The organism is Candidatus Stoquefichus massiliensis AP9, from assembly GCF_000455285.1.
GTDB classification, from domain to species: Bacteria; Bacillota_I; Bacilli_A; order Erysipelotrichales; family Coprobacillaceae; genus Stoquefichus; species Stoquefichus massiliensis.
Window position 1 is genome coordinate 15,468 of sequence record NZ_HG005285.1, and the last position, 17,170, is coordinate 32,637.

The 17,170-nt window shown below is 28.8% G+C and carries 17 protein-coding genes; 3 read left to right on the forward strand and 14 right to left on the reverse strand.

Features of this window, described 5'->3' with window-relative positions; genetic code table 11:
- Positions 1-15: 15 nt before the first annotated feature.
- The 10 genes from BN350_RS02335 to BN350_RS02380 all read right to left on the reverse strand — a co-directional run bounded on the left by BN350_RS02335 (position 16) and on the right by BN350_RS02380 (position 9,212).
- Complete coding sequence (locus BN350_RS02335) at positions 16-1,560, reverse strand: pilus assembly FimT family protein (RefSeq protein ID WP_028042152.1); 1,545 nt, start codon at positions 1,558-1,560, stop codon at positions 16-18.
- Between the two features lie 20 nt (positions 1,561-1,580).
- On the reverse strand, positions 1,581-2,564 hold the full coding sequence (locus tag BN350_RS02340; RefSeq protein ID WP_028042153.1) for a pilus assembly FimT family protein: 984 nt from the start codon (positions 2,562-2,564) through the stop codon (positions 1,581-1,583).
- Complete coding sequence (locus tag BN350_RS02345) at positions 2,551-3,000, reverse strand: hypothetical protein (RefSeq protein ID WP_028042154.1); 450 nt, start codon at positions 2,998-3,000, stop codon at positions 2,551-2,553. Before BN350_RS02345 ends, BN350_RS02340 begins: the two co-directional genes overlap by 14 nt.
- A 20-nt stretch (positions 3,001-3,020) precedes the next feature.
- A complete protein-coding gene (gspM, locus tag BN350_RS02350; RefSeq protein ID WP_028042155.1) occupies positions 3,021-3,626 on the reverse strand; it encodes a type II secretion system protein GspM in 606 nt (201 codons plus the stop codon).
- Between the two features lie 15 nt (positions 3,627-3,641).
- Entirely contained in the window at positions 3,642-5,177 is a 1,536-nt protein-coding gene (locus tag BN350_RS20850; protein ID WP_187117093.1) for a type IV pilus biogenesis protein PilM, read from the reverse strand.
- An 11-nt stretch (positions 5,178-5,188) separates the two neighbouring features.
- Entirely contained in the window at positions 5,189-6,382 is a 1,194-nt protein-coding gene (locus BN350_RS02360) for a type II secretion system F family protein (protein ID WP_028042156.1), read from the reverse strand.
- Positions 6,383-6,401: 19 nt separating this feature from the next.
- Positions 6,402-7,166 carry a prepilin peptidase gene (locus BN350_RS02365; protein ID WP_028042157.1) on the reverse strand — a complete coding sequence of 255 codons (765 nt, stop codon included), beginning with the start codon at positions 7,164-7,166 and terminating at the stop codon, positions 6,402-6,404.
- Between the two features lie 75 nt (positions 7,167-7,241).
- Positions 7,242-7,664 carry a prepilin-type N-terminal cleavage/methylation domain-containing protein gene (locus BN350_RS20155; protein WP_081652824.1) on the reverse strand — a complete coding sequence of 141 codons (423 nt, stop codon included), beginning with the start codon at positions 7,662-7,664 and terminating at the stop codon, positions 7,242-7,244.
- Between the two features lie 146 nt (positions 7,665-7,810).
- Positions 7,811-8,314, reverse strand: a complete 504-nt coding sequence (locus BN350_RS21215; RefSeq protein ID WP_231385222.1) for a prepilin-type N-terminal cleavage/methylation domain-containing protein — start codon at positions 8,312-8,314, stop codon at positions 7,811-7,813.
- A 43-nt stretch (positions 8,315-8,357) separates the two neighbouring features.
- Positions 8,358-9,212, reverse strand: a complete 855-nt coding sequence (locus BN350_RS02380) for a DMT family transporter (protein ID WP_028042158.1) — start codon at positions 9,210-9,212, stop codon at positions 8,358-8,360.
- A 131-nt stretch (positions 9,213-9,343) separates the two neighbouring features.
- On the opposite strand from BN350_RS02380, the gene BN350_RS18315 reads away from it, so the two are divergent.
- Together BN350_RS18315 and BN350_RS02390 are read left to right on the forward strand one after the other, a co-directional pair.
- Entirely contained in the window at positions 9,344-12,310 is a 2,967-nt protein-coding gene (locus BN350_RS18315; protein ID WP_044600070.1) for a diguanylate cyclase domain-containing protein, read from the forward strand.
- Between the two features lie 120 nt (positions 12,311-12,430).
- Complete coding sequence (locus tag BN350_RS02390) at positions 12,431-13,777, forward strand: MATE family efflux transporter (RefSeq protein WP_028042159.1); 1,347 nt, start codon at positions 12,431-12,433, stop codon at positions 13,775-13,777.
- Here BN350_RS02390 and BN350_RS02395 read toward each other — a convergent pair.
- A complete protein-coding gene (locus tag BN350_RS02395; protein WP_028042160.1) occupies positions 13,774-14,223 on the reverse strand; it encodes a GNAT family N-acetyltransferase in 450 nt (149 codons plus the stop codon). The two genes, BN350_RS02390 and BN350_RS02395, sit on opposite strands and share 4 nt — an antisense overlap.
- Before the next feature lie 3 nt (positions 14,224-14,226).
- Entirely contained in the window at positions 14,227-14,784 is a 558-nt protein-coding gene (locus BN350_RS02400) for an HdeD family acid-resistance protein (RefSeq protein ID WP_028042161.1), read from the reverse strand.
- Between the two features lie 110 nt (positions 14,785-14,894).
- Here BN350_RS02400 and BN350_RS02405 point away from each other — a divergent pair, with 110 nt between their 5' ends.
- Positions 14,895-15,713 carry a putative manganese transporter gene (locus BN350_RS02405; protein ID WP_028042162.1) on the forward strand — a complete coding sequence of 273 codons (819 nt, stop codon included), beginning with the start codon at positions 14,895-14,897 and terminating at the stop codon, positions 15,711-15,713.
- Here BN350_RS02405 and BN350_RS02410 read toward each other — a convergent pair.
- Together BN350_RS02410 and BN350_RS02415 are read right to left on the reverse strand one after the other, a co-directional pair.
- A complete protein-coding gene (locus BN350_RS02410) occupies positions 15,673-16,203 on the reverse strand; it encodes a hypothetical protein (protein WP_028042163.1) in 531 nt (176 codons plus the stop codon). The genes BN350_RS02405 and BN350_RS02410 overlap by 41 nt on opposite strands.
- Before the next feature lie 21 nt (positions 16,204-16,224).
- The gene (locus tag BN350_RS02415) at positions 16,225-17,010 is read right to left on the reverse strand and encodes a histidinol-phosphatase HisJ family protein (RefSeq protein WP_028042164.1); all 786 of its coding nucleotides are present in this window, start codon (positions 17,008-17,010) and stop codon (positions 16,225-16,227) included.
- Positions 17,011-17,170: the final 160 nt, after the last annotated feature.

The following is a 17,170-nucleotide window of genomic DNA, read 5'->3' on the forward strand; positions in this document are numbered from 1 at the left end:
TGATACCTCCTTATATTAATCTGATAGATCAAAAAAATATTTATTATTTCCACCCCATGAATTTGCCAATGGATTACTAATCATAGAATTAACTATTGCTTCTTTCCGCCATCCATCGATATCTGTATATGAAGATTGTGATTGTTTATAATTAATATATTCTTGTATAGTTTCCTCAGTTAAAATATTATGCAAAAAATGAAAATAAACAAATCTCTCTTTATTTTGGATGCCTTTATTTCCTATTACATAATCATTCATTTCATAAGAACTATTAGAATCATAGTCGTTTTCTAGCAATTTCCACCCACTAAATCTAGATGATCCAGGTGCATTGCCATCCCCATCAAAGACTTTCAGGTAAACCTCATAATAATTAGTTCCTACAAGTATAGCATTTCCATTATCATCTTTAAGTTCCTCTCCATAAGCATCCTTTTTTACAATTCTCTTCTCTATTTTAATATAATTACCAACTTGATATTTTTTCGTACTATCATAACCATTTAGTATAACAGAAGAATTTTTTTGAGGATCTGATGCTACAACATCATTTGGTAATTTAACCATAACAGTGTCTTTTGTACCAGAATATGCATTTTCATACTTTTTATCAATAGAATCAAGATATTCTTTTGTAGTTTTTTTCCATCCATTTGATTCATATTGCCCAAGATTAGGGTTTGGTGTACATTCTTTAGAATTACGATTATACCACGAATATTTATATTCATAGTATTCATTTTCATAAATAATTACATCACCTTCAGTATAAAACGAATCAGTTTGAAATTCTTTTGATAACTTTATCCAATTCCCTTTATCAGGATATGCATTACCATCATTGTTTGCAGCAGAATACCACCAACTATTATTATAAAAAACATAATCACCAGGAGAATAATGCCTTCCATATGTAAAATAACCTCTGTTATTTCTCATATTTATTTTTTTTATTCTATCAGCAACAGTTCTATCACCGCTAAGTTCAGAATTTCCAACAGTTATTTTATCTTTTTTATAATATATTTTTAAATCATCTTTACCAACAAGCAAAGCCTCAGCGAAACTTTTAGACTGCACTGCACTAACATTTAATAATTCAAGTGTATCATGAGTCGTATATAAGTCCTCTTTATCATCATACATTATAAAAGTTAAGTCTAATCTATTTTTATCTTCATATGCTTTTGAAGTCATTTTAAAAGAGTGGTTATTATAAAACGAATCATTAGAAAATAAATTCAAATCAGTAGAAGCCAAATCAGTTTCTTCATACTGATGTAGTTTTCCATCAACAACACTAAAACTACGCCAAGTTCCATCTGGTTTTGTTTCTTGCACTCTCACTTCAGTAGCATATAACAATTCACTACGAACATAACTAGCAATTTCATCAATAGTTCTTTTATCTAAATCCGTACTTGATGTCTCATAAAAATATTTAAATCCAGAAATCATTATACTTCCAAGAACGGCTAAAAGTGCGGAAAAAATAGCAATTGAAACAATAATTTCAACTAATGTAAAACCATTTTTTTTATTTTTATCTTTGTGCATATTTTTTCACCTCTTATTAGTTAATTGGTTTTTTTTGGTATAATATTAATTACAATCTCATCACCATCATTTAAATAGTTAAAAATACTATAACCTTTTAATCTACCAAATTCAAATGGTTCACCATTAAAAAGTTTATTGCATTGAAGATAATACTCCCCTGATAAATCATTCCCTGTAGCATAAAAACCAAAGTGATTCTTTATATAATATAATATCTCATCAGTAAATCCATTTGGTAAATTAAAGTTATACAAAACCAACTCAGGTTCTATATGCCCAAGACTTCCATTTTTCTTAAATATAATTTCAACATTTTTCACAGTACCATCATTTATATCATATGGCTCAATATATCCATAAATATTATAAGGTGCCCCGTCTATCTTATCTATCCTATACCAGTTTATTGTAGCATCCTCAAATGTAACACCTCCATAGTGATTTCCACCTAGTATTGAATCAATATTAATGCTAACATTAGTACTATTCTTACTAGGTAATTTAACATGTGATTGGATATAATCAATTTGTCGAGAAGACTGTGTTCCTGACAAAACAGCATTTTTATGAGGTGATAGTTTGTCTGGCTCATTAATGCATAATGTATCAGAATTAACATCAATATTATTGTTATTTTTTTTGGTAGGATCTTTTAGCAAATAAAAATTTGCATCTTCATTATAAGTACGCTGAACTTCACCTATACTAAATAATGATAATGACAATTCATCTTTATCATTATATTTTTTAGTAACTATCTTCATTTTTCCTTGTACAGATAGTCCATCTTTAAATGTCATTGTTGATTCCTTTTCTATTGTTGATTCATCGTTTTGAATCTTTGCAAAGATTTCATTACTTGTATTTTTTATTAAAGCAGATTCACTCATATAATGAATAATTGATGTAAATGCTAATCCAACCATACTCAATAATATTGCAATAATAGCAACAGTCACAATAGATTCAATTAATGCAAAACCTTTATTATTCGATTTCATAGACTGTCTCTCCTTTATGAGAATATTGAAGATTTTGCCACTGACCTGTTGTAGAGTCTTGATTCATAGTTAATTGAATTTCTTGTGTTCTTCCATAATTAGTTGCTGTTGCAACAATAACAATTACTTTATCTGTTTCATTTAATGTAATTGTTGCTTTTCTCTCTTCACATGTATCATCTGTTAGTTGAATATCATTAAATGCAATAGTGGGTTTTGTTTCAACTGGAATAAATTCTGAATTTCCAGCAGTTATTTGAAGTGAAATTGTATCAACTATAGACTTGGCAGTCAAATATGCCTGTCTTTCCTGATTATTTCTAATTGAACGATTATGATATGAACTTGCGATAGCAAAACAAGCACCTAGTAAGACTGTCAGAACCATCCCAACAACAACTGCCATCACAATACTAGACCCCTTTTCATTATTCATACCAATTCACCTCTCTTAAACTACTGTTTTTCAATCATATAAATGACAAAAGAAATTGTCACTGTATTCGATTGAGCATTTGATAACTGATAAGAAAGATTTCCTATTTCTAATCCTTCTTGTTCATTTATTGAACCCATGAGTTTTTTTAATTTAGTAAGATCCCCATTAAGTGTCATATTAATTGTCGATTGTTTAATAACTGAGCTTGTTGCTGAATTATCTGTTGATGGGTTTGCTGTTCCATCAGTAGCAGTTGTATCAGTAGATTGTAACGATGCACCAGGCACTTCACCAATGGATAAATTCTTAGGTCGAAAGCCACTTGCCAAAACTTTTGTTGTAATAAGTTTATCTATATCATCATTACTTAAAACTTGACTATACTGACCTGCTATTTCATTATAACTATCTTCTAATATTTTGTATTGACTTGGTGCATCCTCATAGTCTTTAAGTTGTTGTTTTATAGTTGTAAGCTGTGTTTGTTTTTCTTCATATTCAGCATGAACTTGAGAATTTTTTTCCAATGCCGGATTTAATAATAAAAACCAACCTGCAACTAATATAAGGAAACAAATTAAGACATATATTAAAGTTTTTTCTCTTTTTGTTAATGACTCCATCTTTATTTATCTCCTTTACTTAAGAATTATTGTTATTGTTGATTTATATGAACTTGTTTCTACTGTGTTGGTAGCAGGCAATCCTGTTAATGGATCTATTTCTCCTGTTTGAGTTGTAGAAGATGTTGTTGATTCGTTATATCCAGAGTAATTAACTGACATAAAATCTTCTTGTTTTTTTAAGTTTTTAACACATTTTTCAATGAGTTGAACATTTGAAGAAGATATTGACAATGAAATTGTATGTGTTTCACGAGTATAACTAATTAAATCTAAAGTCATACCACTTAATAATGATTTTTGTATATTTGTTATATGTTCTGCTTTTATTGATGGTGTTCCTTGAATTTGATCATTTAATTGTTTAATTGAATTTAATACATTTTGAAATGATGATAATTTATCATATGCTGATGTATCCGTTGCAGATATTGCTAAATTATATTTTTCTATTTCTGCTTTAATATCACTTATTTTATTCTGTGTAGACATTGTATTCCATGATAAGAATCCAAAAGGTATCAAAAACAACAAAAGAATAACAACTGGTGGAATACACAATTTAATGACACTCTCATATTTAGGTGGTTCATCATTACGATTATACGCTTGTAACAGATCCAATTCCTTATTTTTTAAACCAGAACCTACCTTTTTATAAAACATTGCTATTGGATAAACATAGTGAGAAAGTTTAAAAGGCTCATTATCTAAATCCTTGACAGTATAAATTGCCTTTGATCCAGGTAAACCTCTAGCATCAACACGTAACTGATCATGAATATTTTGACACAAAGAAACTTCCTCTTTATCATCTAAACCAAACACAAAAACATCACTTATTTTATATGAACTATCGCTTCTGTTACTTGATTGGATCATATGAGAAATACTATTAATGACTTCGTTTTCAAATTCAGGTGTTCCCTTATTAGCCATAATACGAGTTCTATATGTTAATGCATATTCATCATTATCAAATAAAGTAGAAATCAAGTTATTGCCATCTAATTGAGATAATATATATGTTTTATCTATAAATCCTGGTAAGAAATGAATAAAACGAATTAAAGCATTCGTTGCAAAATCAATACTTAAAACAGCAATACCACAATCATTGAACAATTGTAAGTACATATCAATAAGTTTTCTTTCAACACCTAAAGCAAGTATTTTACTTGCTCCTTTTGATTGACCATCTTCATCTAAATATGCAAAATCATAAATCATATCCTCTGTATTTTGTGCCAATGGAGATAATTCATCTTTTACAAATTGATAAATTTCTTTCATTTTCATTCTAGGAATCACAACATTTTTAGCGAGAATCTGTCCACTATCAATAACCAAATGAACTTCAAGAATACCCTCTTCTTTTAATATTTTAATCTGCTCTTTAACAGCCTCATCATTAATAATAACCCCATTAATCATAGCTCCCATAGGGAATGGAAGGCGTTGATATTGTTCAACACGCAAAACATCTCTACGTGCTTCTGCAGTTACCATAACTAATTGTTCACTAGATAAATAAACAACTGTACCTTTCATATAATCTCCTCCTATCCTTTCCCACTAACATTACCATACATACTATAAATAGGTAAAATAACAGAAACAACAACCATACAAATAAGAATACCTAAAATAATAATCATAACTGGTTGTAATAAAGTTACTAATTTCTCAATAGCCATCTCAGATTCAAAATCAAAATCATCCGCTATTCTCTGTAACATATCATCTAATTTACCACTTTCCTCACCAACATAAATCGCATTTGGTAATTTTGAATCAAAGCCATCAACTTCACTAATTGCCGTTGATAAATTCGTCCCATCCCTCACAGAATGAACAACACTATCAAATTGACTCTCAATATATGCATTATTAATCGTTGTCTTTGCTAAATTCAAAGAATTAATCATTGCAACACCACTAGAATATAAAGATGACATACTTCTTGCAAACCTAGCAGTATATATAATTTTCAATAAACTTCCAACTTTAGGAATGCTCAATTTAAATTCATCAAATCTTAATCTTACTTTCTCAACTCGTAATAAATAAGATATTCCAGCTATCATTATTAAAATAGCAATTAATATCCAATGTCCAGAATTGATAATCGCATCACTAATCGCAAACATAATCTGTGTAATCAAAGGCATATCCATACCTTCAAACATTGTCAAGAAATTTGGTAATATCATTGTAAACACAAGCATAACAACACCAACCGTTACAACAATTAAAATAATTGGATAAAACATAGCACTCTTTACTTTTGCATTAATTTTACTTTCTTTATCATATTGGTCTGCTAATTTTAAAAGTGTTCTATCCATCATCCCTGTTGATTCACTAGAACGAATCATATTAATCATTAAATTAGGAAATGCCCCACCTTGAGAAGCTAAAGCATGAGATAAAGTAAACCCCTGTTGAAGTTTAATATAAATATCCTTATAAATCTTTTCAATCTTAGGATTATTTTCTCTCTTTGTCATAATATTCATTGCCATGATTAAACTAATACCAGAAGAAACCATCGTTCCTACTTGTCTACACAACTCAGACAATTCTTTTAATTTAATTTTATAATGATTTCCCTCTTCTTCAATCTCTTTACACTTCAAAAGATATAAATTATCAGAACGCAACAAAGCAACAAGTTCATCTCGTGAATTCGCCTCTACCTTGCCATGTGTTTTCTTAGAATTTATATCTTTTGCAGTATATCTAAACGTTGCCATAAACGTTCAACTCCTCTTTTTAAGGTCCAAATATTCCTAAATACAATTGTAACAGATTTTCTCCATATAATAAAGCAACAAACATACCAAAACAAATATAAGGTCCAAAAGCAATATGATCTTTTCTATCTACCTTATGACTTAACATTAAATATCCAGCATAACATCCAGCAATCACAACCGCAATAAACATACCAACCAATAAATGAGCCCATCCAAGCATCAAACCACATACAGCTATCAACTTAATATCGCCACCACCAAAACAATCAGGTATAACATAATTCATTATGTACAAAGGTAAACTTACTGCAAAAAAACCAATCAATCTGTCAATAACACTTATATCAATAAAAGGATAAGAAATAACAGTCACAATCAATACTGTAATCACTAAAGAATTAGGAATCGTCATCGTGTCTAAATCAATCATACTAATCGCGACTAATATCATTACAAAAGCAAAAGATATCAATGTCATCCAATCTATTCCATAACGATAAAAACATAACATTCCTAATAATCCACCTAATACTTCCAATAAAGTATCTCTGACAGGAATCTTTGTTTTACAATAACGACATTTTCCACCAAGAGTTATATAACTTAATATAGGTATTAAATCAATAGCATGTAACTGATGCTCACATGTAGGACAAAAACTTCTCCCCTTTGCAACACTTATACCCAAAGGCAAACGATAGATCACAACATTTACAAAACTCGCAATACAAGCACCAACCACAAACATATATACATATAAAAATATAAATATTGGTTCCATCATTTTCTCCTCTCATTATTTTAAAGAATGAAACCCTCTCTCAAAAAGAGAGAGGGTTGTAAAAAAAACAAGAAACTAACTGCTTTTATTATTTGTTATAGTCATTTTTTCATTAGGATCTATTTTAACTGTCTTATCAGCGAATTCAACAATAATTTCTTTAATATTTCCTTTAGAATCTAGTGTAGCTTTGATACCTGTTACTGCTGGTTTCCCTCCAACACTATTTATTGCAGCCTCAGGAGCAGTCCAAACACCACTTACAATATTAGTAGTATCTTTATTAATAAATGCTGTACTTGCCTCTTTCTGAGCAACAATCATTGCACCTCTTGCCTGAGCTTGATATTTTGCATCATCAGCTTCATTTAAATAATTTAAAACAGAAGGTACAGCTACAGCTAATAGTACAGCCAAAATAACAACAACTACAATAATTTCAATTAAAGTAAAACCTTTTTTATTTTTCTTTAATTCTCTTAATTTTTTGATATTCATTTCAATATCCTCCCTTTCATAGATACATTATATCTTAAAAGAATCAGTTACGCAAGAAAATGAAAAAAAGTCTAATTTAATTTATGACTTTTTCTATAAAAATTAATAACCTGTGACAACGTTGTGATGTTTAAAAAAATAAATTTTTATTGATTCACAAAAATGAATGGATAAAATTTAGCATCATATTGTTTTGAAACATCAACAATCTCATTTTCTTTATAAGTAATATATCGACCATCACCAAATTGATTAGTATCTTCATCATAGACACCAAAAATAAAATAATAATTTTCTGGTATTTTGTTTATAGTTATTAACGAGTCACTACTTGATAAATTATTACCATCAATTGTCATACCAGTAATACAAATTGCTGACAAATTTGCAATCTCTGAAAAATCAGTTCTTTCTATGATATTTTCTACATCTGCACTACTCAATGACTTATCTTCATCTAATGCTAATGCTTTTGTTATTTCTGTTTTCATAATTGTATATGCACTTCTTGCTTGTGCCATATACTTAGCATCATCTGCTTCATCAAGATATTTCAGTACTGATGGGACTGCAACTGCCATAAGTACTGCTAAGATGACTACAACAACTATAATTTCTATTAAAGTAAATCCTTTTTTATTCTTTATCATATGATGAATCCCCCATATGTACTATTATAATTCAATAGAGTGTTTATCTCAATGCTTTTTGATGAGATAAACACATAAAAAATGTAATACCAAAGATAATAAGATATCCTATAATACTAAAGATATCTGGCACTTGCTGAAATACTATAAATCCAAGTATTGCTGCAAAGACAACCTGTGAATAATCATATAAAGAAATATCTCTACCTGCGGAGTGAGAATATGCTGCTGTTACAGCAAATTGTCCTCCTGCGGCACTGATTCCTGCTAACAATAGAAATGCCATTTGTTGGTATGTCATAGGTGTAAATTGATAGATGAGATATGGTACAACACTTAAACAAGAAAATAATGAGAAATAAAAGACAATCTGTGGTCCTTTCACATTTCTTTGTGATAACATTCTCACAACTGTATAAGCTGCCCCTGCTCCCATTGCACCTATTAATGCAATAAAACTTGCTGTTAATTCTGTATTTTGAAAACTTGGCTTAACGACAAACAAGGTTCCAATAAAGGCAATCATAATAGAAACAACTTGTCTCTTTGTCACATGTTCTTTTAATAAAAAGAATGAAAAGATAATCACAAAAAATGGACTCAACTTTTGAATAATAGATGCATCTGATAACAAGAGATGATCAACAGCATAGAAATTGGCTATAATGCCAATTGTTCCACAAATTGATCTCACTAACAATAATCCAATATTCTTCTTTTCAATATAAAAACCTACTCCACTTTTCCTTAATATCGAAAAAGCAATAAAAACAGCAACTAAATTTCTAAAGAAACTCTTTTGAATAGATGGTAAATCACCCGATAACTTCACAAACATATTCATAACAGCAAAACATAATGCTGCAATAATAATCATTATCATTCCTTTGTTTTTCATATATATCACTCCAATGTTCCTTAATATACTATAATTTTTATCTTTTGTCATGTGAAAGACTTTTTTATTATCATTAATTTCATAGCATTCTTTTTAAAAAGGCTTTATAATTAAACATGAGGTGAAAATACATGAATAATCATATGGGAAAGTATTTATTAATGATGTATCAGCATTGTAAAGACTTTCATCAATTCTTTTTAAAAAATCAGTATAATGATATTTTTGATTCTCTTTTTCATACATTGAATCAAATAATGGATATTGATAATATTTGTAGTTTTTTTATTGTAGATCATCATAATCATTTTTATAGTGTCAAAAAAAATATTTTATTTCATGATCAGTTACTTAATAGTCAAGATATTGATTCTATTAATGAAAGTTTCTATGATCATCTTTCAAATCATTATCATGTTTGTCTTATTCCTATTCAATATACAAATAAAAAACATGGTTATTTAATATTTAGTAAAAATCGTGAAAAAGTTGATTTTGATAATGATGAGAAAGAGTTATTAAAAAATATAGGAAGTATTTATGGTGATTTTTTGGATAATCAAATGAATTATCAAAGTGAATTATTTAATCAATCATTTATAGAAAAAGTATTAAATCATATAGATGCTAATGCTTATATTACTAATCCTTATACAGACGAAATTCTATATATTAATGATAAGATGATAAAAGATTTCCATTTAAAAAATCCTTTAGGAAAAAAATGCTGGCAAGTTTTTCAAAGAAATATGGGTGGAAGATGTCCTCAATGCCCAATTCATCAATTAATCAAAGATCCTCAAAAATGTATTTCATGGGAAGAAAAAAGTACTCATAATCAAAGAATCTATCAAAATTATGATTCTATGATTGAATGGTTTGATCATTCCTTAGTTCATTTTCAATATTCACTTGATATTACAACTTTTAAAAAAATTGAGAGTGATGCACATTATGATGATTTAACAGGAATTTATAATAGACGTAATGGTAAATATGAGTTATCTTTATTAATGAATAAGGCACAAAAAGAAAATAAAAATATCATTATTTGTTTATATGATTTAGATCATTTAAAAACAATTAATGATCTATATGGTCATCAATCAGGTGATGAATTTATTCAGATGATTACCCAAACTGTTTCTTCCATTATTCATCATAATAATTTGTTCTTTAGATTAAGTGGTGATGAATTTATTATTGCTTTTTATGATTATCAGCAATATGAAGTTAATCAGCAAATGTTAAAGATTTTAAAAGAATTAGAAAAAATTCAAGTTCAAGATAAAATTCCTTATACCTTAAGTTTTTGTTTTGGACTTTATGAAGTATTACCTCAATCTCAGCTATCATTAAATGATGTGATTACTCATGCTGATGAAAAAATGTATAGTTATAAGAAAAAAAATCATTTAAGAAAAGCTTTATTGGATTTAAAAACACATTCACCTATTGCAGCTAATTTTGACTACAATAAGAATTTATTATATGATGCTTTAGTCAAAAGTACTGATGACTATATATTTGTCTGTAATATGAAAACAGGTGTATTTAAATATCCTCCTGCTATGGTTGATGAATTTGAATTTCCTAGTGATGTTCTAACAAATGCTGCTGCAGTCTTTGGTGCTAAGATTCATCCTGATGATAAATATGAATTTCTTAACAGCAATCAACAAATCACTGATGGTCGTACTGATAGTCATATTGTTGAATATCGTGCTCTTAATAAACATAATGAATATGTTTGGTTACGTTGTTGTGGTCATGTGGAATATGATGAAAATAATGAACCAACTCTTTTTGCTGGTTTTATTTCCAATCTAGGTCGTAAGAATTATCGTGATAATCTGACTGGTCTTTATAATCAATTTGAATTTGAAAAAAGAATTCAAGAATGTCATACACCTTTTACAATGATGATTATCAATATTAGTCATTTTAAAATTATCAATCAGTTATATAATCGTGAATTTGGTGATCATGTCTTACGAATTATTTCTCACAGTCTGCAGACAATCTTACATAAACAGGCAATTTTATATAAATTAGATGGTGATGAATTTGGTATTCTTTATAAAGAAACCAATCATCATGAAATTCAACAGATCATTCATCAAATTCAAAATTTTGCTGATGAGAAACATATTTATGAAGGTCATCCTTTTACAATTCGTTTCCATGGTGGTATTACGATATCTCCACAGGATGGTACTGATTACTTAGAATTACGTCGTAATTGTGAAATTGCTTTACAGCATAGTAAACATAATACACATTCTCCTTTTACTTTCTTTAATACGCATTTATTAAAAGAAGAAACATATGTCTTAAGGTTACAAAATACTTTAAAGCAATCTATGATTAATCATTTTGAGGGATTTTCTTTGGTTTATCAACCAAAGGTAGAATCTGTTACTCATCAGTTAATGGGTTTTGAAGTATTAATCAGATGGTATCATTCTGATTTTCCTCAGATTGGTCCTGGACGTTTTATCCCTATTTTAGAAGATATGGGTGGTATTGTGGAATTAGGGAATTGGATATTTGAACAATCATTAATCAAGTTTAAGACTTTCTTGAATTATCAAGAAAATCTGATGATCAGTATTAATGTCTCTTATGTTCAGTTATTTCATGAAGGTTTTATTGATTTTGTTAAGAAGATGATATCTCTTCATGATGTTCCTATTTATCAGATTATCTTAGAATTAACAGAAACGTCTGTTGTTAATGATAATCAACATGCCGTTGATATTATTAATCAGTTGCGTTCTTTAGGTTTCCTGATTGCTATGGATGATTTTGGTAAGGGTTCTTCTTCTCTTTCTTTATTAAAAGATGAACCATTAGATATTATTAAGATAGATCAATCTTTTGTGAGAAATATTAAAAATGATTCATTTAATTATGGATTTACAAAATTCATGATAAATTTTTGTCATCAACTCCACCTTCTCGTTGTTGTTGAAGGTGTTGAAACAGAAGAAGAACTTCATATCATTGATGAATTCCATCCTGATTATATTCAAGGATATTATATCAGTTATCCTTTGTCCTATGAAAAGACAATCTCCTATTTAAAAAATCATTGACAATTTCTATTGAACCCTATAGAATAATCAATGCAATTCAATATTTGCTATTAAGCTATAGATTTCTCTATTTCTGATTATAAATAGACATCTGTAGCTTTTTATATGAAAGGAGTTATTATGGACAAAAAAAATCCAATGGGATATAAACCTATTTTCCCTTTATTGATGTCAATGGCTTTTCCTCCTATGATATCAATGCTCATTCAATCTCTTTACAATATTATTGATAGTATCTTTGTAGCACAATTAGGAGAATCAGCATTAACTGCTGTTTCATTAATTTATCCACTTCAAAATTTATCACTTGCATTTTCTTGTGGTATTGGTATTGCAATGAATGCATTAATTGCTAGACATCTTGGCGCAAATGATGATCAGCAAGCATCATTTGCTGCAAGTCAAGGAATGGTTATGTCTGTTTTACATTCTTTGTTATTTGTGGTGATTGGTATCTTTTTGATACATCCCTTTTTAAATATGTTTACAAATAGCCCTGATGTTATTGAATATGGTATGCAATATGGAACAATTGTCATTACATTCACTTTTGGTTCTTTTATTCATATTGCTGTTGAAAAGATGTTTCAGGCTTGTGGTAATATGATGGTTCCAATGATTATGCAGATTGTTGGTGCACTTGTGAATATTGTTTTAGACCCTATTTTGATTTTTGGATATTTTGGGTTCCCTGCTTTAGGTGTATCTGGCGCTGCTATAGCAACAATTATTGGTCAAATGGTCGCTTGTTTTCTTTCTATTTATTTGTTTTATAAATATAATGAACATATTCATTTATCGTTTCATCATTTTCATATTGACAAAGAAACATTCAAGAAACTTTATAGTATTGCAGTCCCTTCAGGTGTTATGATGTGTATGCCATCTATTCTTGTCTCTGTTTTAAATGGGATTCTCGCTTCTATATCACAAACAGCAGTTGCATTCTTTGGTGTTTATTTTAAACTTCAATCATTTGTTTATATGCCTTCTAATGGTGTTGTTCAAGGAATGCGTCCAATTATGAGTTATAACTATGGTTCTCAAGAAAAAAATCGTATGGATCAAACTTTAAAAATGTCTTGTTTAACAATTGGAACTATCTTATTAGTCGGAACTGCTTTGTTTTTTATTTTTCCAGAATTCATACTATCAATGTTTAACGCAAATCAAGCAATGTTAGATATTGGTGTATCTGGTTTACGCATTCTCTCTTTAAGTTTTGTTTTATCAACTCTAGGAATTGTGATGGCTGGTGTTTTTGAATCCTTGGGCAAAGGAACATTATCATTAATGATTTCATTAATCAGACAATTTATTATCATTATTCCTTTATCTCTTTTACTCATTCCGCTTATTGGAATAAAAGGTGTATGGCTAACTTTCCCATTATCAGAACTTATTGCAAGTATTATTGCTTTTATCCTCTTTATACGTGTATACAAAAGGATTAATCTCAATGATTAATCCTTTTTCTTTACCATGATTGTTTCCTGATTCATATCTTTTTCACCTGTTATAATAAATCCAAATTTTTGATAAAGATGCATTGCCCTATGATTATCATCATAGAGACTTAAATAGATTTCTTGACATTGATATTCTGCATAGATATGTTCAAGCAATTGAGCCAATATTTTCTTTCCTAATCCTTGACCTTGATATCTTTTATCAATAAGATAACGATCTAGCCAAACTCTATCTTGATTCTGCTCATGCCATAATCCATACATTGCAAAACCAACCAGTTGTTCATTATAATAAAGTTCTACTGGTCGCCATAAAACAAGTTCTCTGGCTTCTTCTAGACATTCAGCAATACTTTCAATAAAGTTTTGCTGATTAGCTTCAATTTCCAATTTTAAGACATCTGAACAATGATTTAAATCAACTTGACGTATTGTTATACTCATAATCTAATCCAAATAATGTTTGATTTCTTTAGCAAATTGACTACTTCTATGCAAAATAATCAAATTCAATAAACCATCATAAATCAAACAAATACCAATAAATATAATGGAAACTATCGCTGCATCAAATGGATTCAATACAATAACTACACCTAAAATCAATAATAAAATAGATAATAATAAATCATAAGACCATCTCTCAAATCCCCATCTCTTTAATTCAAAAGATCTTGTTATATTCATAATCCCTTCAATAACAATAAATAATCCAATCACAAAAGGAATCATCATAATAACAATATCACTTCTTATAATCATAAAAACTCCTATCGCACATAACAAAAATCCACTGATTAAATCATACTGAAAACGATAAGAAAAATCATTAGAAAAATATCTCATAAAATCCATTACTCCACAAATCAAAACAATACTTGCCACTCCATAACAAATCAACTGACTTGTTGCATTAGGAAAAACAATAAGAATAATTCCCATGACAATGGCTATAATAGAATAAATCACAACACCTTTCTTTAACCCTGACAATAATTCATACATTTTCGTCACCTTCTTTCTTTTATTATTTCTCTTTCTTATTAACAATATATGAACACATTGATTGATTTTTTTCTTTTTTGTACTAAAATAGGTAAAAAGCAGGTGAATATATGGATATTATTATTGATACAATTAAAGATACTTTTCTTATTATTCCTATTCTATTCATTATGTATCTATGTTTAGAATATTTTGAACATAAAAACATTTCACAAAGTATGACCAAGTATTTAACTCGATATGGACCTCTTATTGGTGCTATATTAGGCATTATTCCTCAATGTGGTTTTGGTGTTTTAGCAAGTTTACTGTTCATTAATAAGCGTATCTCTTTAGGTACACTTATTAGTGTATTTATTGCAACAAGTGATGAAGCAATTCCTATTCTTTTAACAAACCCTCAACTCTATACATCTCTTCTGGGTATCATTCTAACAAAATTTATCTTAGCAATCATTGTTGGTTATCTCGTTGATATTTTATTAAAACCACAAACCGTTACCCATCAGCAGTTAAGTCATGAGCATTGTCATGAGCATTCTATTGCTATTGAAGCAATGATAAGAACATTCAAAATTTATACATTTATCTTTCTTGTCAACATCGTTTTATCAACCGCGATTGAAATAATAGGGCCAAAAACTTTATCTTATATACTCTTAGATAAAAGCATTATACAACCTATTGTCAGTGCCATCTTTGGCTTTATCCCTAACTGTGCAGCTAGTGTGATTTTGACCCAATTACATGTCAACGGAATCCTCAGTTTTGCTTCTTTGCTTGCTGGATTGATTACAAATGCTGGTTTAGGCATACTGGTATTGTTACAAAATCGTATAGACATAAAAACACTTATTAGAATTTGTACAATTCTTTTATTAAGTGCTCTTATCGTTGGTCTTCCTTTACAATGGTTCTTTCTTTATTAGAAAGAACCATTTTTGTATACCAAACTTGGGATGGCAAATAAAACCACCAGATATAAGGGATATTCATCTGTATCAGAAATTGTATAACAATACATAAATCACACATTGCTAAAAGAACTAATGTTATCAATAACCAATGTTGTTTAGAAAATGCCAAAATAATATTCAACAATGTCATCACAGCATAAACAATCCCTAAAAAATATAAATGAGGATAAACTATAGCAAACATAAACAAATAAAAATAGCTACTTCCATTTAATTTCATATGATAAAAACATTGTACAACCATAAACAAATAAATCCCTATCTCATACATCTCACTCCACAACAAAAGATAATCAGCAACTAAAATAAAACAAAAAATACCATACTCCTTTCTTTTAGAAACCAACCATCCAAAGCATACAATAATACTCAAATATTTTATCCAAGATAAATCATAAATCATAATAAAACCATAAAGTATACATTCCCATAATAAGAACATAACTCTATGGTTCCCATAAAACTACAATTTATGATAAATAGGTTGCATTTTTTCAAATGTACAAAACTCATCAAAACCAATTTTTAAAAGTTCATCTTTAACATATTGAATACGACATCCCACATGATCTTCTTCATGCGTATCAGAACCAATAGTCAAGACACGACCACCTAATTCTTTATACCACTTTAAAATAGTCCTTGAAGGCGTTAAATCACTTAACCCATAACGAAAACAAGAAGTATTCACTTCAATTCCTTTGCCTTTAGAAATAACATGTTTTAAAATCTTTTCAATCAGATCTCTTACCTCTTCATCAGGATACACTCCTGCTTGATCATAACGCTTAATCATATCCAAATGTCCCAATACACTATAATCATCAAATTTCTCAATCACATCTAAAATTGCTTGATAATAACCTCTATTATAATCTCTTTGTGTTTTTCCTTGTTGATATTTATACGTCCAAAATTCAATATCATCAATCTGATGATTAGAAAGAATAATAAAATCAAATGGATACTTTAAGAAATCTTTCTGATAATTTATGATTGTATGCATCTGAACACCAAACTCACATCCAAACTTGATCACAATATCGTCTCTATATTTTTCTTTCATCTTTAAATATTCCTGATAATAAGCATCATAATTGACAACGTAATCTCCCATTGTTCCATAATCACTATGCTCTGTAAAACAAATCTCATCCAACCCCATTGAAATAGCTTTTAAAACTGCTTTTTCCATATCATAAGTTGAATCATTACTATAATTGGTATGCATATGATAATCTGCTAACATATATATCCTCCTTGTTCTTTAGTTAGTATATAACATTTTATTCAAAAAATCTTATATTCTCAAATTTAGAAAAAAAATTATCAAATTCTGAAAAAATGAATGATTATTTTTAAAAATATTTATAATATTATTATAAAAATAAAGGAGGAACTATATGCTT

Excerpts from the sequence above, each read along its gene's own strand:
- BN350_RS02380 (WP_028042158.1), bottom strand. The coding sequence starts at position 9,212 with ATGAAAAACAAAGGAATGATAATGATTATTATTGCAGCATTATGTTTT.
- BN350_RS02410 (WP_028042163.1), bottom strand. The coding sequence starts at position 16,203 with ATGTTCTTATTATGGGAATGTATACTTTATGGTTTTATTATGATTTAT.
- BN350_RS02395 (WP_028042160.1), bottom strand. The coding sequence starts at position 14,223 with ATGAGTATAACAATACGTCAAGTTGATTTAAATCATTGTTCAGATGTC.
- BN350_RS02365 (WP_028042157.1), bottom strand. The coding sequence starts at position 7,166 with ATGGAACCAATATTTATATTTTTATATGTATATATGTTTGTGGTTGGT.
- BN350_RS21215 (WP_231385222.1), bottom strand. The coding sequence starts at position 8,314 with ATGATAAAGAATAAAAAAGGATTTACTTTAATAGAAATTATAGTTGTT.
- BN350_RS02415 (WP_028042164.1), bottom strand. The coding sequence starts at position 17,010 with ATGTTAGCAGATTATCATATGCATACCAATTATAGTAATGATTCAACT.
- BN350_RS02360 (WP_028042156.1), bottom strand. The coding sequence starts at position 6,382 with ATGGCAACGTTTAGATATACTGCAAAAGATATAAATTCTAAGAAAACA.
- BN350_RS02400 (WP_028042161.1), bottom strand. The coding sequence starts at position 14,784 with ATGTATGAATTATTGTCAGGGTTAAAGAAAGGTGTTGTGATTTATTCT.
- BN350_RS02335 (WP_028042152.1), bottom strand. The coding sequence starts at position 1,560 with ATGCACAAAGATAAAAATAAAAAAAATGGTTTTACATTAGTTGAAATT.
- BN350_RS20850 (WP_187117093.1), bottom strand. The coding sequence starts at position 5,177 with ATGAAAGGTACAGTTGTTTATTTATCTAGTGAACAATTAGTTATGGTA.
- BN350_RS02345 (WP_028042154.1), bottom strand. The coding sequence starts at position 3,000 with ATGAATAATGAAAAGGGGTCTAGTATTGTGATGGCAGTTGTTGTTGGG.
- BN350_RS18315 (WP_044600070.1), top strand. The coding sequence starts at position 9,344 with ATGAATAATCATATGGGAAAGTATTTATTAATGATGTATCAGCATTGT.
- gspM (WP_028042155.1), bottom strand. The coding sequence starts at position 3,626 with ATGGAGTCATTAACAAAAAGAGAAAAAACTTTAATATATGTCTTAATT.
- BN350_RS02405 (WP_028042162.1), top strand. The coding sequence starts at position 14,895 with ATGGATATTATTATTGATACAATTAAAGATACTTTTCTTATTATTCCT.
- BN350_RS20155 (WP_081652824.1), bottom strand. The coding sequence starts at position 7,664 with ATGAATATCAAAAAATTAAGAGAATTAAAGAAAAATAAAAAAGGTTTT.
- BN350_RS02340 (WP_028042153.1), bottom strand. The coding sequence starts at position 2,564 with ATGAAATCGAATAATAAAGGTTTTGCATTAATTGAATCTATTGTGACT.
- BN350_RS02390 (WP_028042159.1), top strand. The coding sequence starts at position 12,431 with ATGGACAAAAAAAATCCAATGGGATATAAACCTATTTTCCCTTTATTG.